General features: G+C 58.7%; 21 protein-coding genes, 5 tRNA genes and 1 rRNA gene. 6 read left to right on the top strand and 21 right to left on the bottom strand.

What is annotated here, in order from left to right; translation table 11 throughout:
• Positions 1 to 169: 169 nt before the first annotated feature.
• The 5 genes from CJEIK_RS02045 to CJEIK_RS02025 form a co-directional block, all read right to left on the bottom strand.
• Positions 170 to 1697: ribosomal RNA gene (locus tag CJEIK_RS02045) — 16S ribosomal RNA — on the bottom strand.
• Positions 1698 to 2453: 756 nt separating this feature from the next.
• A complete protein-coding gene (gene murA / locus CJEIK_RS02040; RefSeq protein ID WP_005296579.1) occupies positions 2454 to 3710 on the bottom strand; it encodes a UDP-N-acetylglucosamine 1-carboxyvinyltransferase in 1257 nt (418 codons plus the stop codon).
• Between the two features lie 91 nt (positions 3711 to 3801).
• A complete protein-coding gene (gene ramA, locus CJEIK_RS02035) occupies positions 3802 to 4659 on the bottom strand; it encodes an acetate metabolism transcriptional regulator RamA (protein ID WP_011273089.1) in 858 nt (285 codons plus the stop codon).
• Between the two features lie 182 nt (positions 4660 to 4841).
• Positions 4842 to 5381: a DUF2505 family protein gene (locus CJEIK_RS02030; RefSeq protein ID WP_005296581.1), complete on the bottom strand. Its 540-nt coding sequence runs from the start codon at positions 5379 to 5381 to the stop codon at positions 4842 to 4844.
• A 38-nt stretch (positions 5382 to 5419) separates the two neighbouring features.
• On the bottom strand, positions 5420 to 6217 hold the full coding sequence (locus CJEIK_RS02025) for an enoyl-CoA hydratase-related protein (RefSeq protein WP_005296584.1): 798 nt from the start codon (positions 6215 to 6217) through the stop codon (positions 5420 to 5422).
• Positions 6218 to 6409: 192 nt separating this feature from the next.
• Between CJEIK_RS02025 and cysK the strand changes: the two genes are divergently transcribed.
• Together cysK and epsC are read left to right on the top strand one after the other, a co-directional pair.
• Positions 6410 to 7345 carry a cysteine synthase A gene (gene cysK / locus CJEIK_RS02020; RefSeq protein ID WP_005296586.1) on the top strand — a complete coding sequence of 312 codons (936 nt, stop codon included), beginning with the start codon at positions 6410 to 6412 and terminating at the stop codon, positions 7343 to 7345.
• Positions 7346 to 7519: 174 nt separating this feature from the next.
• On the top strand, positions 7520 to 8104 hold the full coding sequence (gene epsC, locus CJEIK_RS02015) for a serine O-acetyltransferase EpsC (RefSeq protein ID WP_005296589.1): 585 nt from the start codon (positions 7520 to 7522) through the stop codon (positions 8102 to 8104).
• A gap of 12 nt (positions 8105 to 8116) precedes the next feature.
• Here the strand turns inward: epsC and CJEIK_RS02010 are convergent, their stop codons facing one another.
• The 9 genes from CJEIK_RS02010 to CJEIK_RS01970 all read right to left on the bottom strand — a co-directional run bounded on the left by CJEIK_RS02010 (position 8117) and on the right by CJEIK_RS01970 (position 12811).
• Positions 8117 to 8401: a GNAT family N-acetyltransferase gene (locus tag CJEIK_RS02010; protein ID WP_005296593.1), complete on the bottom strand. Its 285-nt coding sequence runs from the start codon at positions 8399 to 8401 to the stop codon at positions 8117 to 8119.
• Between the two features lie 101 nt (positions 8402 to 8502).
• Positions 8503 to 8575, bottom strand: a tRNA-Phe gene (locus tag CJEIK_RS02005).
• Positions 8576 to 8611: 36 nt separating this feature from the next.
• Positions 8612 to 8685 (bottom strand) — tRNA-Asp (locus CJEIK_RS02000).
• 221 nt (positions 8686 to 8906) lie between these two features.
• Positions 8907 to 10097 (bottom strand): IS1249 family transposase, encoded by a 1191-nt coding sequence (locus CJEIK_RS01995; RefSeq protein WP_169305858.1) that lies wholly within the window; start codon positions 10095 to 10097, stop codon positions 8907 to 8909.
• 257 nt (positions 10098 to 10354) lie between these two features.
• Positions 10355 to 10431, bottom strand: a tRNA-Asp gene (locus CJEIK_RS01990).
• A gap of 1 nt (position 10432) precedes the next feature.
• Positions 10433 to 10505 (bottom strand) — tRNA-Glu (locus CJEIK_RS01985).
• Positions 10506 to 10647: 142 nt separating this feature from the next.
• Complete coding sequence (locus tag CJEIK_RS01980) at positions 10648 to 10899, bottom strand: hypothetical protein (protein ID WP_231913314.1); 252 nt, start codon at positions 10897 to 10899, stop codon at positions 10648 to 10650.
• A 239-nt stretch (positions 10900 to 11138) separates the two neighbouring features.
• Positions 11139 to 11211 (bottom strand) — tRNA-Lys (locus CJEIK_RS01975).
• A gap of 94 nt (positions 11212 to 11305) precedes the next feature.
• The gene (locus tag CJEIK_RS01970; RefSeq protein WP_011273083.1) at positions 11306 to 12811 is read right to left on the bottom strand and encodes an acetyl-CoA hydrolase/transferase family protein; all 1506 of its coding nucleotides are present in this window, start codon (positions 12809 to 12811) and stop codon (positions 11306 to 11308) included.
• Between the two features lie 304 nt (positions 12812 to 13115).
• Here CJEIK_RS01970 and dusB point away from each other — a divergent pair, with 304 nt between their 5' ends.
• Entirely contained in the window at positions 13116 to 14240 is a 1125-nt protein-coding gene (gene dusB / locus CJEIK_RS01965) for a tRNA dihydrouridine synthase DusB (protein ID WP_005296609.1), read from the top strand.
• Between the two features lie 86 nt (positions 14241 to 14326).
• A complete protein-coding gene (phoU, locus tag CJEIK_RS01960) occupies positions 14327 to 15067 on the top strand; it encodes a phosphate signaling complex protein PhoU (RefSeq protein ID WP_005296613.1) in 741 nt (246 codons plus the stop codon).
• A 10-nt stretch (positions 15068 to 15077) separates the two neighbouring features.
• Here phoU and CJEIK_RS01955 read toward each other — a convergent pair whose 3' ends face one another.
• The 6 genes from CJEIK_RS01955 to mshD all read right to left on the bottom strand — a co-directional run bounded on the left by CJEIK_RS01955 (position 15078) and on the right by mshD (position 21414).
• Positions 15078 to 15629 carry a gluconokinase gene (locus tag CJEIK_RS01955; RefSeq protein WP_034965355.1) on the bottom strand — a complete coding sequence of 184 codons (552 nt, stop codon included), beginning with the start codon at positions 15627 to 15629 and terminating at the stop codon, positions 15078 to 15080.
• A 186-nt stretch (positions 15630 to 15815) separates the two neighbouring features.
• Positions 15816 to 16592 carry a phosphate ABC transporter ATP-binding protein PstB gene (gene pstB, locus CJEIK_RS01950; RefSeq protein WP_005296618.1) on the bottom strand — a complete coding sequence of 259 codons (777 nt, stop codon included), beginning with the start codon at positions 16590 to 16592 and terminating at the stop codon, positions 15816 to 15818.
• Between the two features lie 72 nt (positions 16593 to 16664).
• Positions 16665 to 17585, bottom strand: coding sequence for a phosphate ABC transporter permease PstA (pstA, locus tag CJEIK_RS01945; protein ID WP_005296621.1), 921 nt, complete (start codon positions 17583 to 17585; stop codon positions 16665 to 16667).
• 12 nt (positions 17586 to 17597) lie between these two features.
• Positions 17598 to 18659 (bottom strand): phosphate ABC transporter permease subunit PstC, encoded by a 1062-nt coding sequence (gene pstC / locus CJEIK_RS01940; RefSeq protein ID WP_005296625.1) that lies wholly within the window; start codon positions 18657 to 18659, stop codon positions 17598 to 17600.
• A 152-nt stretch (positions 18660 to 18811) separates the two neighbouring features.
• Positions 18812 to 19915, bottom strand: a complete 1104-nt coding sequence (gene pstS / locus CJEIK_RS01935; RefSeq protein ID WP_111712294.1) for a phosphate ABC transporter substrate-binding protein PstS — start codon at positions 19913 to 19915, stop codon at positions 18812 to 18814.
• Between the two features lie 461 nt (positions 19916 to 20376).
• Entirely contained in the window at positions 20377 to 21414 is a 1038-nt protein-coding gene (gene mshD, locus CJEIK_RS01930) for a mycothiol synthase (RefSeq protein ID WP_005296631.1), read from the bottom strand.
• A gap of 164 nt (positions 21415 to 21578) precedes the next feature.
• Here mshD and CJEIK_RS01925 point away from each other — a divergent pair, with 164 nt between their 5' ends.
• Together CJEIK_RS01925 and CJEIK_RS01920 are read left to right on the top strand one after the other, a co-directional pair.
• Entirely contained in the window at positions 21579 to 22397 is an 819-nt protein-coding gene (locus CJEIK_RS01925; RefSeq protein WP_005296634.1) for an LmeA family phospholipid-binding protein, read from the top strand.
• A 10-nt stretch (positions 22398 to 22407) separates the two neighbouring features.
• Positions 22408 to 23049 (top strand): heme-binding beta-barrel domain-containing protein, encoded by a 642-nt coding sequence (locus tag CJEIK_RS01920; protein WP_005296637.1) that lies wholly within the window; start codon positions 22408 to 22410, stop codon positions 23047 to 23049.
• Here the strand turns inward: CJEIK_RS01920 and CJEIK_RS01915 are convergent.
• Positions 23046 to 23978 (bottom strand): aminodeoxychorismate lyase, encoded by a 933-nt coding sequence (locus CJEIK_RS01915; protein WP_005296641.1) that lies wholly within the window; start codon positions 23976 to 23978, stop codon positions 23046 to 23048. The two genes, CJEIK_RS01920 and CJEIK_RS01915, sit on opposite strands and share 4 nt — an antisense overlap.
• Positions 23979 to 24012: the final 34 nt, after the last annotated feature.

The following is a 24012-nucleotide window of genomic DNA, read 5'->3' as shown; positions in this document are numbered from 1 at the left end:
AACAACAACTCTGCCAACCCCAACACTGTGCCAACCCCAACACACAACATCCACACTTCAACAAAAAGCGACCTGAACAAAAACAGTACCCAACAACCACCACCAACCGATGGTTGAACCGGCTACCTATTCACCCAGAAACAAAACAAAAATAATAAATACTCCTTAGAAAGGAGGTGATCCAGCCGCACCTTCCGGTACGGCTACCTTGTTACGACTTCGTCCCAATCGCCAATCCCACCTTCGACAGCTCCCTAACAAGTTTGGGCCACTGGCTTCGGGTGTTACCAACTTTCATGACGCGACGGGCGGTGTGTACAAGGCCCGGGAACGTATTCACCGCAGCGTTGCTGATCTGCGATTACTAGCGACTCCGACTTCATGGAGTCGAGTTGCAGACTCCAATCCGAACTGAGACCGGCTTTAAGGGATTAGCTCCACCTCACGGTATCGCAACCCACTGTACCGACCATTGTAGCATGTGTGAAGCCCTGGACATAAGGGGCATGATGATTTGACGTCATCCCCACCTTCCTCCGAGTTAACCCCGGCAGTCTCTCGCGAGTCCCCACCATAACGTGCTGGCAACACAAGACAAGGGTTGCGCTCGTTGCGGGACTTAACCCAACATCTCACGACACGAGCTGACGACAACCATGCACCACCTGTACACCAGCCACAAGGGAAACTACATCTCTGCAGCGATCCGGTGTATGTCAAGCCCAGGTAAGGTTCTTCGCGTTGCATCGAATTAATCCACATGCTCCGCCGCTTGTGCGGGCCCCCGTCAATTCCTTTGAGTTTTAGCCTTGCGGCCGTACTCCCCAGGCGGGGCGCTTAATGCGTTAGCTACGGCACGGGAATCGTAAATAAAACCCCCACACCTAGCGCCCACCGTTTACGGCATGGACTACCAGGGTATCTAATCCTGTTCGCTACCCATGCTTTCGCTCCTCAGCGTCAGTAACTGCCCAGAGACCTGCCTTCGCCATCGGTGTTCCTCCTGATATCTGCGCATTTCACCGCTACACCAGGAATTCCAGTCTCCCCTACAGCACTCTAGTTATGCCCGTATCGCCTGCACGCCCGAAGTTAAGCCCCGGGATTTCACAGACGACGCGACAAACCACCTACGAGCTCTTTACGCCCAGTAATTCCGGACAACGCTCGCACCCTACGTATTACCGCGGCTGCTGGCACGTAGTTAGCCGGTGCTTCTTATCCAGGTACCGTCACCACACAGTGGCTTCTTCCCTAGCGAAAGGAGTTTACAACCCGAAGGCCGTCATCCCCCACGCGGCGTCGCTGCATCAGGCTTGCGCCCATTGTGCAATATTCCCCACTGCTGCCTCCCGTAGGAGTCTGGGCCGTGTCTCAGTCCCAATGTGGCCGTACACCCTCTCAGGCCGGCTACCCGTCGTCGCCTTGGTAGGCCATTACCCCACCAACAAGCTGATAGGCCGCGGGCTCATCTTGCACCGAAAAAACTTTCCACCACACACACTAAAGCATGGTCCTATCCGGTATTAGACCCAGTTTCCCAGGCTTATCCCGAAGTGCAAGGCAGATCACCCACGTGTTACTCACCCGTTCGCCACTCGAGTACCCCTTGCAAGCAAGGAGCCTTTCCGTTCGACTTGCATGTGTTAAGCACGCCGCCAGCGTTCGTCCTGAGCCAGGATCAAACTCTCCATAAAAACTGTCATCAGACACATGGTGAGCCTGAAAACCAGGCAAACAAAAAATTACTGACAAAAGAATTGAAAAAAGGATAAATAAATCACATCAACCAACACCAACAACACTCAAACAGTCTCGCCGGCTATTGATCAGACACAACATACATCCACAACTTTCCAAAACTATTTATCAGCCCAACAAGCACCCGTAAGAAAAAGGCACCTCTCGTTGGGATACGCACATTACATATCGTGGAGACGTTAAAACCACGCTGGCGTAACCACCACCAACCCACAATCCATAGGGGCCAGTGGAGCACTGAAACAAGTCACAAAAAAGTGAACAGACATACAATGCATCAGAATCAACACAAAGGTTGGTCAACAAAGTATCTAAACTTGGTTCATCACGCTATTGAGTTCTCAAACAACCTACGCACACAACAAACACACCACACAGTGGCAGCCACGTTGCGACGGATTACGAGTGTAAAGCAACCGTGAAAATAGAGCAAATTCCCGGTAAACAACCCGCTGCACTCGCACACACGAACTGTTTTTACAGCTTCAAAATGATTAGCCAGACGCTTATGACCTCCAGCGTTCCGAGAGTGTGTAACTCGCGGCGCCGTGTCGCGCTGACTTGGATTAATGTACACACACCCCACAACAAACACAAACCCGCAGGCCAGAGGTGGTTTTTATAAAGTGTCGGCAACACACTTGAGGGGCGTTCCAGGCGTCCGAGAGGCTTAGCCCCTCGCTTACAGCCTTCTAGCGCTGCACGCGCTCCACTTCCGCCCCGAGCGAGCGCAGCTGTTCCGGGAACTCCGGGTAACCGCGATCGATGTGGTACACGTCGTGCACTTCAGTCTTTCCATCCGCTACCAGGCCGGCTAGTACTAGGCCTGCGCCCGCACGAATGTCGGAGCTCCACACTGGCGCAGAGGAAAGCTGCTCTCTGCCCCGAATAACTACGTGGTGGCCGTCGATGCTGGCATCTGCACCCAAGCGCATCATCTCGTCAACAAATCGGAAACGGGACTCAAAGATATTCTCCGTGATCACGCTCATCCCCTCGCTGACCGTGCACAGTGCAATCGCCATCGGCTGCAGATCAGTTGGGAATCCGGGGAAAGGTAGCGTTTGGTAGTCCACCGCCTTGGGGCGTTCGTTCTGCACCACCCTAAAGCCAGTCGGATAAGTCTCAACCTGGGCGCCGGCGAGCTTTAGCTTCTCCAGGACCAGGTGCAAGTGCTGTGGATCGATACCGCCGACTGTAATGTCTCCTCGCGTCATCGCGGCCGCATACGCCCAAGTGCCAGCGACAATTCGATCGCCGACAACCTCGTGATCCACCGGGTTCAGCCGGTCCACACCTTCCACGGTGATGGTGTTGGAACCGGCACCGTCGATCTTGGCGCCCATCGCTACCAGCATGTTGCACAGATCCACGATCTCCGGCTCCCGAGCCGCATTGTCCAGCGTGGTTGTGCCCTCCGCCAGCACCGCGGCGGTCAGAATGTTTTCTGTTGCACCCACCGACGGGAAGTCCAGCTTGATTTGTGCACCACGAAGTTCTTCAGCCTCGGCGACCAGGCAACCGTGTTCGATCTTGGTGGTTGCACCCAGCAGCTCTAGACCAGATTGGTGCATATCGAGGGGACGGGAACCGATGGCGTCACCACCGGGAAGAGCAACCCGCGCCTTGTGGCATCGCGAGGTTAGCGGCCCCAGCACAGCAACGGAGGCACGGAACTGACGCACGGCCTCAAAGTCTGCGTTGTACTCGATACTCTCCGGGGTCGTGATGCGCACGACGTCGCCATCGAGCTCCACCTCACAACCCAGGCCACGCAGAACTTCTGCCATGTAGGGCACGTCGGCGATTTCGGGGCAATTGGTCAACGTGGTGGTTCCGGGTGCTAAAAGCGCCGCCGACATTAGCTTAAGCACGCTGTTCTTGGCGCCGGATACCTTGATGGCGCCCTGCAGTCTGGTTCCACCTGTCACTACGAAGCTGTCTTTCACGCCACCCAGCCTATAAAAAAATCGCCCCGCGCAAAGCGGAGCGATTGTTTAGAGCTGCTTGAAGCTACTCGAGGGCCTCGCAGAATTGATATCAGGGCAATGCGCCGATACGTCGCGCGGCGTTTACCGCTTCGTAGCGAGTGTGCGCACCGAGCTTGCGCATCACGGAGCGTAGGTAGCTCTTCACGGTCTCCGCGCCGATACCCATCTCGGCTGCAGCCTCCACGTTCGTGTGGCCCAGCGCCACGCAGGCCAGTACGTCGAGCTCGCGCGCTGAAAGCTTGGTGGTCTGCTTCACGCGCACTGGGGAAACCATCTGGTCGCACAGCACTTCGAGGTCGCGACGCAGGTCATCGTCATCTACGCGGTTGGCGAGCATGCGCAGCTTGCTGTGCGTAGCGCGCACCTGCTCCCATTCCGCACCGGACATCGATCGCACCTGCTTGTTCGCAGACGCTCCCGCGGCCGCACCCCGCCCAGCATCATTAGTGCGCAGCGCCTCATTGACCGCAATATCTTGTTCCAGGCAGCGAGCAGTCATGGTTACTTCTTCGAGCACCTTGTCGCCCATGCGAGCCCGCGAGTGAACACCAGCGTAGAGAACTCCCCTAACCTCCCGCTTCACAATCACAGGCACTGCAACAACGGAGTGCAGACCCTCGTCGCGGATGTGGCGATCGAAGTCGTGGCTGATGGCCTTCGCACGGGTGTAATCGGACACGCCCACGGGGCGGCGGGTAGTCACTACGCGCCCGCCAACACCAGCACCCGGCGCGATCTCCAGGTTGTGTAGTGCCGGCGTGCGCAGACCCACCCATTTGGAGATCCGGAGTTTTCCGTCAGCCGAGCTCGTGGCATACATGGTTACCGGGATCCCGGTCGCGTTCTTTAGAGAATTCAGCGCAGAAATGATGACATCGTCGTCATCGCGTTGCCGCTGCTGGTCCACCTGGTTCACTCCTCAAACTTGACCCGTGGCGCCTGCCCTCGAAGAGCTAAGACGTCGTGTGAGAGGGAGTATAGTTCACCCCCTTGCTACCCCCAAAACTGCCCCCATGCTCGTATTCGCAAAAAGGGATGGGAATCCGAGCGGCCTTATCGGGGCTATCAAGGGACAAAACTCAGAGAAACTTAAGCGCTGGCTAGGTTTTTGATGCGCGCCAAACTGTTATCCACCGTCTTGTCGGCAGCCTTCAATAGGTGCTTCTCGAGCTTTCCTGCGATCAATGGCACAGACACGTCTGCGGTCAAGATCGCCTCAACCACGGTCTGCGTGGGACCCGTTTGCACTGCGTCCTCTGGCACACCATCCACGACGGGAGCGTAGACAAAATGGGTATCCATAGTCCCCATCTTCATCGGCAAATCCATCGTGGATTTCATCTCGAAAGCGCCAGTCTCATCCGGACGCGATACATAGGTCTCTTGATAGGCAATGGGCGCCTGACCGTCTTTGGAGAGCTCTTCTAGCTCTTTTTGTGACGCCCTCACGCCAACCCGCGCCCATACCCGACCATCGGGTAGAACCTCCCGCTCGGCTTCGATGATCTGGGACTCCGTTTGCTCCACCATTCCCTCGACGGTCAGCAGGAAAGTCTCGCCGGAAACGACTTCGTAAACGTCGCGAATGGACAGGTCAATGGTGCGGTTGACTTGCTTCGAATGTGACATAGTCGCAATTGTGCCAGGAATGATGCCTGGCGGCGCGGTTAGCGGTGCTGCCACTCCGGCTTGCGCTTCTCCACGAAAGCGGCCATGCCTTCCTTCTGGTCGGCGGTGCCAAAGAGGCGCCAGAACTGCTGGCGCTCCGCCTCCACGCCCTCCTCGAGAGTGGAGCGGTAGGCCTCGTCCACCATCTCCGTCGCGGCAGCCGTTGCAACATGGGACATGCTTGCCACCTTGGCTGCTACCTTCTGCACCTCCTCAGCGAACCCCTCTGCCGGGAGCACACGGGATACTAGGCCGCTGCGCTCAGCCTCCTCGGCATCCATCATGCGGCCTGTGAGGATCAGGTCCATCGCTTTGTACTTCCCCACTGCGCGGGTCAGGCGTTGGGTACCACCCATTCCCGGGATGATGCCCAGTGTGATCTCCGGCTGGCCAAACTTTGCAGACTCACTGGCCAACAGAATATCGCCGAGCATCGCCAGCTCGCAGCCGCCACCCAAGGCAAAACCGGATACAGCGGTGATCAGCGGGGTCTTCAGTTGCGCCAGTTTCTCCCAATCGCCGAACAGACGCTTTTCTGCCACCTCTGGGTAGGTTTCATCCTTCATTTCCTTGATATCCGCGCCAGCGGCGAAAGCCTTTTCACTGCCGGTAATGACGATGGCACCGACCTGAGGATCCGCATCCAACGCCTCCGCTGCCGGAATAATCTCAGAAAGGACTGCGCTGTTCAGTGCGTTAAGAGCCTTCGGACGGTCCAGGGTGATGGTCGCAACGGCACCTTGAACAGCCACCTTGATGTTTTCATAAGTCTGGTTTTCGGTAGTCATGCTTGCCATTGAACCAAATCCCCTGCTGCCGTGCCTGAGAATCTGGCGAAGCTCGGGGCGTAAGGGCGTCTTTAAGAATCAAAACGCGCCTGCAAACAGCGAGTTCAAACTAACGGAGTAAATGGACAGTGGTATCCAGCGCCACAGAGGTGTAGACTTCCCGGTATAGACCGATCAGTCTAGAATGAAAGGATCACCCCAATGGCGAAAACTTACAACAACATCACCGACCTCATCGGCGGAACCCCGCTAGTCAAGCTAGGCGCATACGGCGAAGGCCTGAAAGCCAACGTGCTGCTGAAGCTAGAGGCTTTTAACCCGGCTAACTCCGTGAAGGACCGCATCGGTAAGGCCATCATTGAAGCAGCCGAGAAGGACGGCACCCTCAAGCCAGGCGGCACCATCGTTGAGGCAACCTCCGGAAACACCGGTATCGCGCTGGCTATGGTCGGCGCTGCAAAGGGTTACAAGGTCGTCTTGACCATGCCGGAAACCATGTCCAACGAGCGTCGCATCATGCTGCGTGCTCTGGGCGCTGAGCTCGTCCTGACCCCGGGGTCTGCCGGCATGCAGGGCGCGGTCGACAAGGCCAACGAGATCGTCGAGAACACCGACAACGCAATCCTGGCTCGCCAGTTCGCCAACCCGGCGAACCCGGAGATTCACTACAACACCACCGGCCCGGAAATCTGGGAGGACACCGACGGTGAAGTAGACATCTTCGTTGCCGGCGTAGGCACCGGCGGCACCATCTCCGGTGCAGCTAAGTACCTGAAGGAGAAGAACGACAAGATCGAGATCGTCGGCGTGGAACCGGCGGACTCCCCGCTACTGACCGAAGGCCGCTTCGGCCCGCACAAGATCCAGGGTCTGGGCACCAACTTCTTCCCGGAGAACCTGAACAAGGACATCCTGGATCGCGTAGTGGACGCTCCGCTGGAGAACGCAACCAAGACCGCCCGCGAGCTGGCTGTCTCCGAGGGCATCCTGTCCGGCATCTCCTCCGGTGCAGCCGTATGGGCAGCCGTGCAGGAAGCTCAGAAGGAAGAGAACGAAGGCAAGACCATCGTCGTCATCGTTCCCGACTTCGGCGAGCGCTACGTCTCCACCCTGCTGTTCGACGACCTGCGTGACTAATTCAGCTCTGGCAGTCGGCCGCACTCAAGTGGCGGCTGCCCAGCAGCTAGTAGCTGCAGGCAAGTAGGCGCTACCACCTTTCCACCCAGCGGTGGAATAGGGGGCAGCGCCTTCTCGTTATAGTGGCTGCAAAAGCTTTCTAGCCGATACCCAACCAACCGAAAGACCACACCGTTGAGCATTCTTGGACGCATCCGCGAAGATCTGGCCAATGCCCGCGAACACGACCCGGCAGCACGCGGAGACGTAGAAAACGCCATTGTGTACTCCGGGCTGCACGCCATCTGGGCACACCGCGTATCCCACGCACTGTGGAAGCGCGGGCACCGTGGCATCGCGCGCATCATTAGCCAAGCGACCCGCGGGTTTACTGGCATCGAAATCCACCCGGGCGCCACCATCGGCCGCAGATTCTTTATCGACCACGGAATGGGTGTGGTCATCGGCGAGACCGCAGAGATCGGCGATGACGTCATGCTCTACCACGGCGTAACGCTCGGAGGCTCCGAACTGGTACAGCGCAAGCGCCACCCCACCATCGGCAACGGAGTGATGATCGGCGCAGGTGCGAAGGTACTGGGGCCCATCACTATCGGCGAGGGCTCCGCGATCGGCGCCAACGCTGTGGTGACCAAAGATGCTCCCCCGAATTCCATCTTGACGGGCATCCCGGCGAAGATCCGCCCCCGCAAGCCCGACCAGAACACCCCGCTCGTCGACGCCGTGAAGTGGGTCGACGACATGCAGAACAATATCTAAGCGCGCAGCCGACTAGGCCAGCAGCTCCTTAAAGTCCGGGTTCTTCTCCACGAAGGCCTTAACAGCGGAGCAGCTGGCCTTAATCTCTAGCCCCTCCTCCTTGGTCTCCAGCAGAGCCTCGCTGATAAGCGGCTTGGACAGTCCCTGGCCGCGGAACTCCGGATCCACGACGGTGTGGTTGAAATCGCGGACGGTGCCCTCCTGGACGTACTCGGCGAAGCCTGCCTCCTGATCATCCACGTAGATGACGAAGCGGCTCTGCGCTTGATCGTGAACGATGCTCTTGGTGCCTGACATAGTGCTGGAGCTCCCTTCCTCTTGCCACTACTGCATTTTGCTTCTAAACCCAGTGTACTTACGGCAAAACCCCGGTAGCTTTCCGCTACCGGGGTTGAGTGTGGCCAGAGCCGGGATCGAACCGGCGACCTTTCACTTTTCAGGCGAACGCTCTACCAACTGAGCTATCTGGCCTTCGTTGCCCGACCGCTTCCGATTCGAACATCGAAGCGACCCTGACGGGACTTGAACCCGCGACCTCCGCCGTGACAGGGCGGCGCGCTAACCAACTGCGCCACAGGGCCAATCTTGCCTGCGCAACTAAATAAAACGACCAGACAACAACTTGTCTAAGCCGTCCGTTGCACGAGAATAGACTCTACACAGTCTCAAAGTTCTTAAGCAAATCAGCTGTTCAAACCCTGTTTCCAGCAGACCTTCACACCCTTGCTGAAATGCTCAACACGCGGGTTAAGTAGCAAAAAGTGTGTCCGCTCGGCGTGTTGCGGGGCGGGCACACCGTTTGTTACTTCATGGGGCCTTTTCTGATTCCTATCGAGTGTTCGTACTCGGTTGGGATAGCGTTGTCGTAGAAGGCTGGTCGGCCTGTTTCCTGGTCGGCTTTGTTGTGGTCTTCTTCGACAAGATCGTTGACTTTGGCGAGTTGATCTTGGCCGAAATTGCACTGCCTGGCGATCTTTAATGGGTCGTCAGGCAGTTGCGTTTTCGAGTGCAGGTACCACTCGAGCATTCTGCGTTGGCGTTCCCCGGACCTGCCGCGATGCGCGTCGGCGATGCGTTTGAGCTGGGCGTTGATGCCGCCTTCCAGACTGTTTGTCGTTGAAGCCCAGCGTTGAGGCTCAAGCGCATTCGGTGGTGGCTGCAGGTAGGTAAACAGCCATCCTTTCCGTGAGAGGTGCAGCAGGGAGTTGTATGCCTTGCGAACTCGCAGATGGGCCCATTCCCACTGGTTGTTGAGTGTGCGGCGCTCTTTTGGCACGGGCGTTTTCTCGTTGAGGAATGCTTTGAATACCTGTCCGAAGTCGTGCAGACGCAGCGTCCACTCCCGTGCCTGGTCGAGTGTGGTGATACGGGTCAGTTTCAACGCCAGGGCGTAGATGGCTTTGCCGGCGTCGGTGCGTGGTCGTGATGTGGTGTAGCGGCGGATGACGCGTTGCGCATGGACGAGGCATCGTTGGATCATCGCGTTCGGCCAGCAGGCTTTAATCGCAGTAAGTGCGCCTTGTCCGCCGTCGAGGACGACGCAGAGCGGCTCAGCGATTTTGCGGAGTAGCTGCGTGTAGGCGTGGGCGGTTTCGTGTTTGGTCCAGTGCCATGCGATGACGTGGTCGTGGCTGGCTGCGACGAGCAAGCATCCGGCGGCGGTGTAGGTGCCGTCGATGAAGATCTGGTCGTAGACGCGCTGTGGGTCACCGTCGTTGGGGATGTCGATGAGCCAGAACGGTTTGAATCGGCGGTCAAGTGTCCAACGGCTTACCCCTTGTTGCTGAGCGAGTTCAGACAACGTTGCTGTGGAGGTGACATAAGAGACGAAGGCTTTAAAGTCGCGGGCCTGCGTGCGGTCGGTGCGGGTTCGTGTCGTGGAACTGCAGCAGTTCGGGTCCTTGCATCGCCACCTGGTTGTGCCTTTAGAAGTGGTTCCGTTTTTCTTCATTTGCCCAGCGCATATCGGGCATCGTGGTCTGTTTTTACTCACCCGGAAAGCACACCAACCCCCGATTAGCACATGCGGGTGCCATTCCGGTGGATTGAACACTAATCGGGCGGATATAAGGTCTTGATGCTTATATCCGCCCGATTTACCCGTTCTGATCAGTAATAATGCTGAAAGTCAGACACACTTTTTGCTACTTAACCCCAACACGCCAACTGAGGGCGTCACAAAGAAGAACAAAAAGAAAAGAGCCTCCCTGGCGCGATAAGCACCAGAAAGGCTCTCTATTAAGTCTTCTATGGCGACCCTGACGGGACTTGAACCCGCGACCTCCGCCGTGACAGGGCGGCGCGCTAACCAACTGCGCCACAGGGCCGTACTCCCAACGGGATTCGAACCCGTGTTACCGCCGTGAAAGGGCGGGGTCCTAGGCCTCTAGACGATGGGAGCTCGTTCAAAACGCATCTGCGCCTCAAACAGCTCGCTTAGTCTATCTTGCTTCCCGCGCAACAACCAAATTGTCCCGTGACGAGCAACTTTGGCCCCCTTGGGACGCAACCCTACGCCTCACAAGATTTGTTGCTCCAGCCATTCAGCAACCTCCGGCCACAGATCCTGGTGCTTCGAGCGGTAGAAACCCATGTGCCCGACCGGCCAATCGCCGCCATTGCAGCATCACTCCCAGCGGGATGGTCTTACCCACACCCGGCTGCGCGAACTCGCCCGCGCCTCGCAGGTCGTAGATCAGCGCGGCCCAGCCTCGACTGGCGAGGAATGCGGCGAACTTGCGGTAAAGGTTCATATCCACGCCCGTGGCCGGGTGCAGCACAACCGCCTTGCTCACTGGGTTCACCGAATTCTCCGGCTCTTCCCCGTCGGGCAGCACCTACTGCCCGGCCAGCACAGTCCCACCTGCACACTGAATGCGCGCGGGCTCCCACGCGAGGTTCTCGGTCTCTTCACTTCGAGGATCCATCATGGCCCTCATCCTAGGGATCAGCAGACCTCGTTTTCTCGCAAAAGCAAAACCCCCGCCGTAGTGCGACCATGATCTCCATGGAAGCACCGCGACGGGGTAGTTCGTGGGCCCTGTGGGGCTCGAACCCACGACCTGCGGATTAAAAGTCCGTAGCTCTACCAACTGAGCTAAAGGCCCAACGGGAGCATTCTATCTAAAGCCTCACCGAAGCGGAAAATTGCCCCCTAGTACCGGCGCCGGCAATGTGCCGGCACCAGAACTTGCGCCAGCGCTAGCCCTTCATTGAGCCCTTTTCCGCCAGGTTGATGTGGAAGCTGAAGGCGGTCTTCAGATCGTGCGGGGTCTGCAGGTGGTTGCCCTCGGCGCAGGCACGCTCGTAGTACTCCTCCAGCAGCGGACGGTAGTCCGGGTGCGCAACGGAGATAATCTTCGGCACGCGATCACGCGGCGCCAGACCACGCAGGTCTGCGTAGCCGTACTCCGTGATGATGACCATCACGTCGTGCTCTGTGTGGTCAATATGGGAGGCAAAGGGCACGATGGCGGAAATGGCGCCGTCCTTGGCCGTTGACGGGGAGATGAAGGTCGATAGGAAGGCGTTGCGCGTGAAATCACCGGAGCCGCCGATGCCATTCATGATGCGCGAACCAGACACGTTCGTGGAGTTCACGTTGCCGTAGATATCACAGCCGATCATGCCGTTGGAGGCGATCAGGCCCGTGCGACGGATGACCTCCGGGTGGTTGGAGATCTGCTGTGGGCGCAGGACGATGTGCTCGCGGTAGCGCTTCGCCTCATCGTTCATCTTCTTTGCGTATTCCGGGGACAACGCGAAGGAGGTTGCGGAGGCAACGGTCATCTTGCCGTTGTCGATGAGGTCCAGCATGCCGTCCTGGATCACCTCAGTGTAGGCCTGGATGTTCTCGAACTTGGAGTCCAGAAGCCCCGCCATCACAGCATTCGGCACGTTGCCCACGCCAGACTGCATGATGTAGCCGTCGTAGGTCAGGCGACCAGCCTCGACCTCGCCCTCCAGAAGATCCAGGAAGTGCCCGGCAATCTTTTCGGAGACCTCATCGGTCGGCTTGAACGGCGCGTTGCGGTCTTCGGCGTTGGTCTTCACCACGGCCACGACCTTATTCTGATCCACCGGAATGTACGGCGTGCCGATGCGGTCGCCGGGGCGGTTGATCGGGATCGGGGTGCGGTTCGGCAGGTCCTGGATCTTGTAGATGTCGTGCATGCCCTCCAGGTCGAGGGACTGCCATTCATTGACCTCGATGATGATCTTGCGGGCGGAGTTGAGGTACTCCACGTTATTGCCGACTGCCGAGGACGGGATGATGTTGCCCGCCTCATCGATGCGCACAGCTTCCACGACAGCTACATCCAGCTGGCCGAAGAAGCCTTCCTCGACCTGCTGGCCGAGGTGGGAGAGGTGGATATCTTGGTACTTAATCTCGCCGGCATTGATCTTCTTGCGCATCACCGGGTCGGAAGCGTAGGGGGTACGGTAGCGCACAGCATCAGCCTCGGCCAGCACGCCGTCGCAGTCAGGTGCGGTGGAGGCGCCAGTGAAGAGGTCAATCTGGAAGTTCTCACCACGACCGTGCAGTTCCTTAGCCTTCTCTGCGATGGCGGTGGGTAGGGCCTTAGGATAGCCTGCACCCGTAAAGCCGGACATGCCAATCTTGTCGCCGTGGTTGATGAACTGCGCCGCCTCGTCGGCGGACATAACCTTGGACCTGTAGAACTCGTTAGCGATGCGCTCAGACATCGGTTCCTCCTCCATAGCTGTTTAGCGGTTTCTCCGCTTCTTTCTTCAGCCTACATAAATGTGACGTAGATCGCCCTCGCCCTCCAGCCTATTGTTGAACAATCTTTGTCGCTACTTTGGCTCCATCTATTCATTTATTGACGCCCTTTGGTATTCCTCCCTCCCCAGTGTGACAATGGTGCCCGTGACTACATCGACCGCAACCCCCACCTCCACCACGCTGCGAAATTCAAATCATCCAGCTAACTCGCCTGACAATGCGCCCCCGACCAACCAACAATTTCAGGGGCTGAAGATCGGCAAGATGGAGCTCGACTCCCCCGTCGTGCTCGCCCCGATGGCAGGCGTAACGAACGTAGCCTTCCGCAGCCTGTGTCGCGAACAGGAGCGTGAACGCATGGGCTCCGTCGCCGGTCTGTACGTCTGCGAAATGGTGACGGCCCGCGCGCTGGTCGAACGTAACCCGAAGACCCTTCATATGACGACCTTCGCACCGGACGAAGACCCCCGCAGCCTGCAGCTGTACACCACCGACCCGGAGTACACCTACAAGGCTGCCAAGATGATCGTCGACGAAAACCTCGCCGACCACATCGACATGAACTTCGGCTGCCCCGTGCCCAAGGTCACCCGGCGCGGTGGAGGCTCCGCCCTGCCCTACAAGCGCAAGCTTTTCGGCAACATCGTGGCCGCTGCGGTCAAGGCTACGGAGGGCACGGACATTCCCGTCACCGTGAAGATGCGCGTGGGGATCGATGACGAGCACCACACGCACCTGGATGCTGGCCGCATCGCCGTGGAAGAGGGCGCGGCCGCCGTGGCTCTGCACGGCCGCACCGCCGCACAGCGCTACTCTGGCCACGCGGATTGGAACGAGATCGCGCGCCTCAAGGAACACCTGGCCCACACCGGCATCCCCGTGCTGGGAAACGGCGATATCTTCAAGGCCACAGACGCCCGCGCCATGATGGAGCAAACCGGCTGCGACGGCGTAGTCGTGGGGCGCGGCTGCCTGGGCCGACCGTGGCTCTTCGCGGAGCTCTCCGCCGAGTTACGCGGATTGCCAATCCCCAGCGAACCCACCCTGGGCGAAGTAGCGCGCATCATTTTGCGCCACGCGGAACTGCTTGCTGCCCACGACGGTGAGCAAAAAGCCTGCCGCGACCTACGCAAGCACATGACGTGGTACCTGCGGGGCTTCCCCGCCGGCGGAGAATTGCGACGGAGCCTCTCCCGAGTGAGCAGCCTGGATGAGCTAAAGTCCGCGCTCGCCGAAGTGTGGGACTCTCCCGCGCTGGCCGAGGACGCTGACGGCGCCCGCGGCCGGCAGGGCTCCCCAGCCAAGGTAGCCTTGCCGGAAGGCTGGCTAGACGACCCGGAGGACGAAACTGTCCCAGATGGTGCCGATATTGAAAACAGCGGTGGCTGATAGTTTTCGGAGTAACGGAATCTCGGGGTTATACAGCGGGGCTAAAATACAGCGCCACCACCCCCAAAAGGCTATAGTTTTTTCACATGCGTAGGGTGTACCGAAATCAACTCCGGGAATTTAAACACGACATTTCGCTGATGGCGGACTTCGTGCGCACCGCACTCAATTCCGCTGCCCGTTCTTTGCTTGAAACCGACCTGGACCTTGCTGAAAAGGTTCTAAGTAGCGTAGATACGCTCGAAGACCTGCGAGATACCGCAGTCAAGGATGCTTTCCAACTACTAGCCCTGGAAGCCCCCGTAGCTCGCGACTTGCGCATCGTCGTTGCGGGCCAGCACATTGTCGAGGATTTCACCCGCATGGGCGCGCTTGCGGTGCACGTGGCAAAGGTGGCGCGGCGGCGTCACCCAGAACGTGCGGTACCCGAACCCATCCGCCCCTATATCGAGGAGATGGCTCGACAGTGCGATAATTCGGCGGCGAAGGTCCAGGCTCTGCTGCGAGAGCTCGACGTCAACACCGCCCTCGAGCTCGTCGAGGACGACGACGCGGTCGACGATATCCACCGCCACATCTTCCAGCTCACTACCCAGCGCGAATGGTCGCACACCGTGCGTGAGGCCGTGGATGTCACGCTGCTCTCGCGCTACTTCGAGCGCTATTCGGACCATGCGGTGGAAATCGCCAACCGCATCGTCTTCATCATCACCGGCCTCACCCCGGATGAGTACCACCGAAAGCAGGAAGACGAGGAGCTGCAGAAGCGCTTCCGCGAGCAATTCGACGAGCTGCGGTACCGCTACGACACGAACTTCGATTACTAGCGCTGGCCTGCTAGCGCGCGTATGCCTTCTTCGCGAACATCGCGGCGTTCAGCGCATCGTCGAGCAGCTGTTCCAGAGTACGGCTAACATCCAGCTGGATGCCCTTCTCCCCTGGCGTGAGGCGCTGCAGATCCTCCAGCTGCGCGGTCAGCAGTTCGCGTGGCATGTCCGCGTCTCCTACACGGTTCTTCATCCGCTCCGCGAGGACATCCTCGGTACCGTACAGGTGCACGTAGAACACGGTCGCGTTCTCGCCCGCGTCATTGAGAATCTCGCGGTGGTCGATGCGCAGTGCGGTACAAGCGGTAACAGTGTTGTTGCCCTGGGCTGCCTCATCCGCAATCCAATCGCGGACAATCCTTAGCCACGTTCGGCGCCCCTCCTCCGGCGGGAGCTTGCCGTCTTGCAGGATCTCCAGCGCACCCTCAGGGTGCAGATCGTCGGCTTCCTGCAACTGCCAGCCGGTCTTCTCGGCAAAAGCGCGCGCCAGGGTGGTCTTGCCGCTGCCGCTGACCCCCATCACGACAACGTGTAGGGTGGCCGGAGTCTCTTGGCTAGACATGTGGCTCCTTTCTTCCTTGCGGTACCCGTTATTCCCCTCCAGTATGCCGTTTATTTTTATTATTGACGCCAAAAGCGGGGTTCCGGTTAATACCGGAACCCCGCTAGTGGGTGGCAGGCTCAGCAGGAACCTGCCGAAGACACTTTTCGTATAATCCTGTACCCGCTTAATAGACGGGTAGAAGTTCTATCCGAAGCGACCGGAGATGTAGTCCTCGGTCTCCTTCTTCGTCGGGTTTTCGAAGATCTGCTTGGTCGGTCCAACCTCGACCAGCTGGCCTGGCTTGCCCGTTGCTTCCAGGGAGTAGAAAGCGGTCTGATCGGACACACGGGCTGCCTGCTGCATATTGTGCGTCACGATGACGATGGTGAAGTCTTCCTTCAGCTCGTGGATCAGATCCTCTACCGCCAGGGTGGAGATCGGGTCCAGTGCGGAGCAAGGCTCGTCCATCAACAGAACTTCCGGCTCAACGGCGATGGCGCGGGCGATGCAGAGGCGCTGCTGCTGGCCGCCGGACAGGCCGCCGCCCGGCTTGTCGAGACGGTCCTTGACTTCGTCCCACAGGTTGGCGCCGCGCAGTGCGCGCTCTGCAACCTCACGGAGCTTCTTCTTGTTCTTTTCGCCGGACAGCTTCAAGCCAGCAACCACGTTCTCTTCGATGGACATCGTCGGGAACGGGTTGGCCTTCTGGAAGACCATGCCGATGGTGTTTCGGACTGCCACCGGGTCGATCTTCGGACCATAAATATCCTCGCCGTCGAGCAAAATCTCGCCCTTGACGTATGCACCGGGGATAACTTCGTGCATGCGGTTCAGGGTGCGCAGCACGGTGGACTTACCACAACCGGACGGGCCGATGAAGGCTGTCACGGCCTTCGGCGGAATGTGCAGGTTGACGTCCTGTACAGCGTGGAAATCGCCGTAGTAGATGTTGACGTCGTTGAGGTCTAGGCGCTTAGCCATTGTGTTGTTCTCCTAGAAAAAGGCTTTGTTTGGGGTTTGTTCCCGGTGGGGGTCAAAGACTTGGGGTTAGCCTTAGACCTTCACCGAATAGCGCTTCGAGATCAGGCGGGCGCCAATCATCAGGATTGCCACGAGCAGCACCAGGGTCAGTGCGGAGCCCCACAGGCGTTCCAGCACGAACTCGTTACTACCCGCGCCGTACAGGTCGACCATGTACAACGGCAGGGACTGCTGGCCGCCTTCGAACGGGTTCCAGTTGATCTTGGTAGTGGAGCCGACCAGGATCAGCACCGGCGCGGACTCGCCCATCACGCGGGCGACGGCCAGCATGATGCCGGTGACGATACCGGATAGAGCGGTTGGCAGGACGATCTTCACGATGGTCTTCCACTTCGGCACGCCCAGTGCGTAAGAAGCCTCACGCAGGTCCATTGGAACCACGCGCAACATTTCTTCCGCGTTACGCACGATGATCGGAACCATCAGCAACACCAGCGCCAGCGACACGGCAAAGCCGGAGCGCTCAAAGCCAAACATGGTGATCCACATTGCGTAGACGAACAGAGCGGCGACGATGGAAGGGACACCGGTCAGAATGTCAACCATGAAGGTAGTGATTCGGCCGAGGAATCCACCGCGGGAGTACTCCACCAGGTAGATAGCAGTGAACACGCCGATCGGGATGGAGAGTGCGGAGGTAACCAGAACCTGCATCAAGGTACCGATGATGGCGTGGACTGCACCGCCTCCGGCCTTGTTACGAGGCTGGCCGACCATGTCAAACATCCACCAGTCGGGGTTAAGAACCGCAGGCAGACCTTCGCTGAGGACCTTGAACAGGACCCATAGCAGTGGAACCAGAGCCAGAGCCATAGCGAAGTAGATGATGACGGTGGCGAACTTGTCGACCGCCTTGCGCTTACCAGAGATCTGGGTAAACAGCTCGGAGGACGAAGAGGACTTCTTGTTTTCTACAGTTGCTGCATCAGTCATTGTTCTCTTCTCCTACTTCTTCGCCACAACGGCGCGGGCGGCAGCGTTGACCAGGAAGGTCAACAGGAACAGGACGAGGCCGGCGGAGATGTAGGCCCCCGCCTTCAGCTCGTCGTTGAACTCCGGCGCGGCTGCAGCGATAGCGGTTGCGAAGGTCGTACCACCGTCCATCAGGGAGCCGCGGAAGTCCGGCGCACTAGCGATGACCATGTACAGGGCCATGGTCTCACCCAGTGCGCGGCCGAGACCCAGCATTGCACCGGAAATGTAGCCGGACAGGCCAAAGGGCAGCACGGTCATGCGGACAACTTCCCAGCGGGTTGCGCCCAAAGCCAGCGCGGCCTCGACATGGCCCTTCGGGGTCTGCACAAACACCTCTCGGGTGGTGGCTGCGATGACCGGCAGAATCATAATTGCCAGAACGATGCCACCGGTGAAGATGTTTCGAGAAGTGGAGAACGGCGGAGAACTACCCTGCTGGTGGTTGAACAGGAAGAAACCACCGGCCCAGCCAGACAGCCACTCGAAGAAGTCTCCCAGCGCCGGGCCGAGAACATAAGCGCCCCAGATACCGAACACGATAGAAGGCACTGCTGCCAGCAGGTCGATCATGAAGCCCAGGGGCTTGATGAAGCGCTTTGGGCAGTAGTTGGACAGGAAGATCGCAATGCCCAGCGCAACCGGCATGGCCAGCAGAAGGGCGACGATCGAAACTAGGACGGTAGTAAAGAACAGGTTCGGGATGCCGAACTGCATCCACCCGCCGTCGTTGTTGGTGTAGTCGGTGTTCCAGCGCTCACCATAGGTGAAGAAGCTGAAGATGCCGTCGCGCAGGCGGCTCAGTGCCGGCACTGCCTGCATGATCAGGAACAAACCGATCAGACCGATGATCACGGTGATCAGGATTGAGGAGGTCTTCGCTAGCGTTTCGAAAACAACATCACCAGGGCGCTTAACGCTGCCACCGCCGGAGCGCTGGCTATCTTGCACCAGCTGGTGATCCTGCTTCGGCTGAGGAGTGTCGCCCTCTGCCTTTGCGGACTTGGCGACCTCAACCTTATTGGCGTTTGCCATGAGGGATCCTTAGAAGGTCGTTATTCAGTACCATTCGGTACCGGAATAAAAATGAAAAGTGTTTCGCGTCACTCTAGTTGCCGTATTCAGACTGTAACCCCCGGTCGAAGAACGAGCGGGGGTTACATTGCTGTCTGAATGCCAGCGTTTGATTACTTCAGAGCGTCGACAGACTTCTCCAGCTTGGACTTGAACTCGCCGTCCACCGGAATGTAGCCCTGGTCAGCCAGCTCATCGTTCTGGTTGTTCAGGATGGTGTTCAGGAAGTTCTTGACCAGCTTCGAGGTGTTGTCGTCGTAACCAGCGGAGCAGACGATCTCGTAGGTGGTCAGAACCAGCGGGTACTCGCCCTCGCCGTTCATGCTGTACAGCTTCTCAGAGTCAACGACCAGGTCGTTACCCTCGCCCTTGAACTCAGCCTCAGCCAGAGCCTTGTTCACGTTCTCCTTGTTCAGCTCAACCGGGCCGGAACCGAAGTCGATCTTGGCGATGTTGACTGCGTCGAGCTCCTCAGCAAAGCCGGACTCAACGTAGGTGATTGCACCGTTGGTAGCTGCAACCTGGTCAGCAACACCCTTGGACTTCGGAGCACCGGTGCCAACCTTGGTCGGGAAGCTCTTACCCTCAGAGTCCCACTCGCCGCTGGAAGCAGCCAGGAACTTCTGGAAGTTGTCGGAGGTGCCGGACTCGTCAGAGCGGTACACAACCTCGATCGGGTCGGACGGCAGGTCAACGCCCTCGTTCTCAGCCTTGATGGCCTCGTCGTCCCACTTCTTGATCTCGCCCTTGAAGATCTTGGCAACGGTCTTGGTGGACAGGTTCAGTTCGTCCACGCCCTCCAGGTGGTAAGCGATTGCAACCGGGCCGATAACCATCGGCAGGTGCCATGCGTCGTTTCCATCGCAACGCTTCTTAGCGTCCGCGATCTGGTCATCCTTCAGCGGAGAGTCGGAACCCGCAAAATCGGCCTGGCCAGCGATGAACTTCTTCTGGCCGTCACCGGAACCAGACGCGTTGTAAGCCAGGGTTGCGCCAGTCTCAGAGAACGCCGGACCGAAGATGTTCTGGATTGCGTTGTCCTGCGAGGAAGCGCCTTCGCCACGCAGTTCGCCGGTAGCCTCCTCCATCGGGCGAGAGCCTTCGCTGCTGCTGCCGCCGCCTTCGTTGTTGTCAGCATTGGAGCAGCCGGTCAGAATCAGGGAACCAGCGAACAGAGTCGCAGCTGCAGCGCTGGCGCGCTTCATGGTGAACTTCACGAGGATTTCCTCCGAAAATGTGTCAGAAGTACAGAAAGTGTCTTACAGGAGAAGCTCGCAGTTGTAGAGCCACTCTTGCGTCACCCCAAAAATTAATCCCCGCTTATGGATTTAAAGAGTGCTGTAAGTGAACACCAGGTGAACAACAGCATTTATGCAGCACAACAAACTTTCTCGGTACAGAAAGACGCTCCAAGATACCCTCAACACCACACCTAACCACTACCCCCGTGTGGCGTGAGGTGACCTGATTTAACCTAAAGTTCACCAATCGCGAAGCAGAACGCTCTTCGCAATTAGTGACGCCTAGCTAGCCACATCAGGTCTTCTCAGGAGATTTTGGAGAAACATTAAGACTGTCTGCTCAAGAGCAGCGTAACTCCAACGCTTTCCCCTAGAGCCCCCTCAGAGGCCATCAGTGCCTGACCAAAGCCTGGCCAAAGCCCGACCAAAGCCCCCCATTAGAGACAGCCGCGATAGACCACATCGGTGTGCACAACTTCGAACCCGAGGTGTTTATAGGTAGAGACCGCAGGTGCATTATCGCCCTCCACATAAAGCTCAATGCGCCCACAACCGTTTTCCAACAACGACCTCATGCCCAATTGAGTGATCGCCTGCCCTAGCCCTCTTCCACGAGCATCGTCAGCTAGGCACACGACATATACTTCGCCTGCCCGCTCACCGGCATCCTTTTCCTTTTCCGCCAGCGGAATCTTCGTCCAGTGGAAACCCACCAGGCGGAAGACATCGTCATTGCCAGCACCACCGTTTGCCGCGCAGGGAATCCCCACTCGCTCGGCAGCGGAATTCTCGTCCCGCACCCACATCATGAGCACCCCATCCGGGTCGAACCAATTGGTATCGCGGGCGGAACACAAATGGTCCGTGTTCCAGCCACCCTGCTCCGGGTGCCACGCGAAGGCCTCGTTGTTTACGCGCACCCACTCGGCGTCCACGGAATCCGCATCGAAGCGCGCCACGGATTCGGCATAGGACAAGACTTCAATATCCTGTTCCTGACAGCGCTTCTCCGCTTCCGCTCCGCCAGCCTCAATAGCCTTGGCAGCCTTGGTTGCCGGAGGACAATCCACGGACATCTTCAGCAGCTCGCGGGTTCGACGGGCATCCAACGACTCCACAAAGCGCTGCGCGCCCGCGGAATCCCCGTGCGCCCAGACGTCAATTGCCCCGCTTACGCCCAACTGATCGCGTAGAGCCTCAAACAAGGCAATCCCCACCCCGCTATGGCGAACCTCTGGGGCAACGGCCAGCTCAATCACGCGGTCCGGGTCGATCGCCAGCACACCGACCACACGGTCGCCATTCATTGCCACCACATGCTTATGTCCACGATCTTCGTCAATGCCACGTAAGAAAGCTTCACTAATGGCAGGGACGCCATCCACCTCAGCGACTTCGCTCAGTACCTCGTGAACCCCCTCCAACACCTCAGAGTGCTCCCACAGGTCTTCATATGTGTCGTAGGTAATAGCCATGCCCTCGATTGTCCCTTAAATCTTCCCGTCGTGGGGAAGATTTAAAGGGTTTCTTGACGCTTCGCTGAGTTTGAAGCGGCGGAAGCGTGGCGTCAATAAGAAGAAACAGGAACACCTAGTAACCTGAAGAAAACAGGAAAACGCTCGAGAAGGGGGCCAGCCAAGTGAAGAAGATCGCGATTCGCGGTGCGCTTACCCTTGTGCTGGTATTACTCGTGGCGATGCTCGTCGATAACGTGATTGCGGCACGAGCCGAGCACAAGATTTCCGAGGCACTGTACGCGGATTCGAACCTGGCCAATCCGCCGAAGGTGCAGGTAGCCGGCTTCCCTTACACCGGCGCAGCACTAAGCCATGAGTTGCAGGCGGTCACCGTCGTCGCCAATGACGTGGACGTACCGGGCTTCGGGCTGATGAGCGTTCAAACTTCGGCGCAGTACATTACGGTCTCCGCCGACGATGTCTTCAACGGCACCATCGAAAACGCCCCCGCTCGCAAGGTCTTCACCCGTCTACAGCTGGACGGCGTGTTGCTGGGCAACCGCATGGATATCGAGGCCTTGCAGATCCAGAATCTCGACGACATCTCGCCCCGCGGCGGCTGGGAGACCGAAGCGATCTTCGAAGGCAAGCCAAAGGGCTTCGCCAAACCTGCAAAAGTTGAGGTTAAGCTGCGCATCGTCGCCGGAACCATGAAGATCACTCCACTTAAGATCCTTTCCGCACCGGACGGGCTGGACATCAAAGCCAAGGATGTCACAGACGAATCCGCGTTGGATGGGGCCATCGCGGATCGTATTATTGACGCCTTTAGCCTCAGCATCCCAGGCAAGGAACTACCCATGCGGGGCGACCCGGAACGAGTCTACGTATCCGGCGGCTCGTTATTCGTCGAAACCTCGAAGGTGTATACGAAGATCAGCCTGTCCGATCTGGCTCCGCGATCCCGACCCTTGAGTGAAGAAGAACTCCCCAGCCTATAGGCTTAGGAGTATGGCTGAAGAAGAAAAGAAGAAGTTCAAGGTCGACGCGAACGAAGCGGTAAACCTGGCCGCCGAGCAGTCCAAGTCCACCAGTGACAAGAACCTGCCGGAGTTCGGCGACATGCCCATCCCAGATGACACAGCCAACCTGCGCAAGGGGCCCAACCTGCACGATGGGCTGCTAGCCCTGCTGCCACTGATCGGCGTATGGCGCGGCCAAGGACAGGCGGCGCATCCCGGCGAGGAAGAGTTCACCTTCGGCCAGCAAGTCGTCTTCGCCCACGACGGCGAGAACCGCATTAGCTACGATTCCCGCACCTGGCGCATGGATGAAGACGGGCAGCCGACCGAGACTCCTGGTCGCCGCGAGTCCGGCTTCCTGCGTATCAACGATGATGATGAGATCGAGATGATCCTCACTCACTCCGATGGCATGGTGGAGATCCTGTACGGTAGCCCACTAAACGAGCGCGCCTGGCAGCTAGAAAGCGCCTCGACGATGGCGACGGCCACCGGCCCGACGAACCTGGGCCCCGGCAAGCGCCTCTACGGTCTGATGCCGAACAACGACCTCGGCTGGGTCGACGAGCGCCTCATCGACGGCGAGATGGTGCCCTGGCAGTCCGCGCAACTGTCCCGCGTGGTCGGCTAGCCGGTCACAGCCTCCCAGGCCATTTTTTCTACCTCGTCGGCAATGTCCGGACGGGGCAACTGCCTACCGTCCAGTTCGGTCACCCGCGACTGCACGCGCACCGAGGAGACTAGCCACACACCGGCGGCAGCGGTGAGGTCTTCGATTCGCAACACCCGCTCCTCCGCCGCCCATCCGCGCTGCTCGGCCAGCTTAAAGAGTGCAGCCTGCGAGGTTCCCTTCAGAATTCCTACATGCGCCGGCGGGGTAACGAGCTTATTCTCCCCCGTCGTCGGATCCACTTCTGCGACGACTACGGTCGAGGTCGGCCCCTCCAGTACAAGCCCTTCGTCGGAGAGGAAGATTACATCGTCCACCCCGCGGGCTTTCGCACTGCGCAGGGCAGCCATATTCGCCGCGTAGGACAGCGTCTTCGCTCCAATGAGCGCCCACGGGGACCGCTCCGATAGGTCGATGCGGAACCCCCGCTCGGCCGTCATCACCCGTACGCCGCGCTCCCGGTCGTGCAACACGTGCGAGCTAACCGGCGCTACTGTAACCCAGCCCGTCGGCTGGCCCGTGGATTCTCGCCCGCGCGAATAAACCCAGCGCAGCGCGGCCTCCTGCCCCGCCCCGTTCTTCGCCTCGAAGGCGGCTACAGCAATGTCGGTGGCACGGAACCAGCGCTCCAGATCCGGCTCCGGCAGGTCCAGCATCGCGGAACTATTGAGGAAGCGAGTGGCGTGGCGCTCGCGGTTACGAACGTTGCCACCGCGCAGCATGAAGGTCTCGAAAACCCCGTCGCCGCGCACGGCAGCCAGGTCGTCTGCGTAGATCATCGGCACGGTCGCGTCCCGGACCTGCGGTTCTTGGGCGGTGGCTGCCGTACCGCCCTCCCCCAAGACGTCCACGACTACGAACTTTGCTTCCTGATTGCTCATGCTTCCCATTCTATTCCCGAACTAATCCCGCAGGTTCTTCAAG

Source organism: Corynebacterium jeikeium (genome assembly GCF_028609885.1).
GTDB classification, from domain to species: domain Bacteria; phylum Actinomycetota; class Actinomycetes; order Mycobacteriales; family Mycobacteriaceae; genus Corynebacterium; species Corynebacterium jeikeium.
Note: the sequence above shows the minus strand (reverse complement) of the source record. Positions and strands in the feature narration are given on the sequence as shown.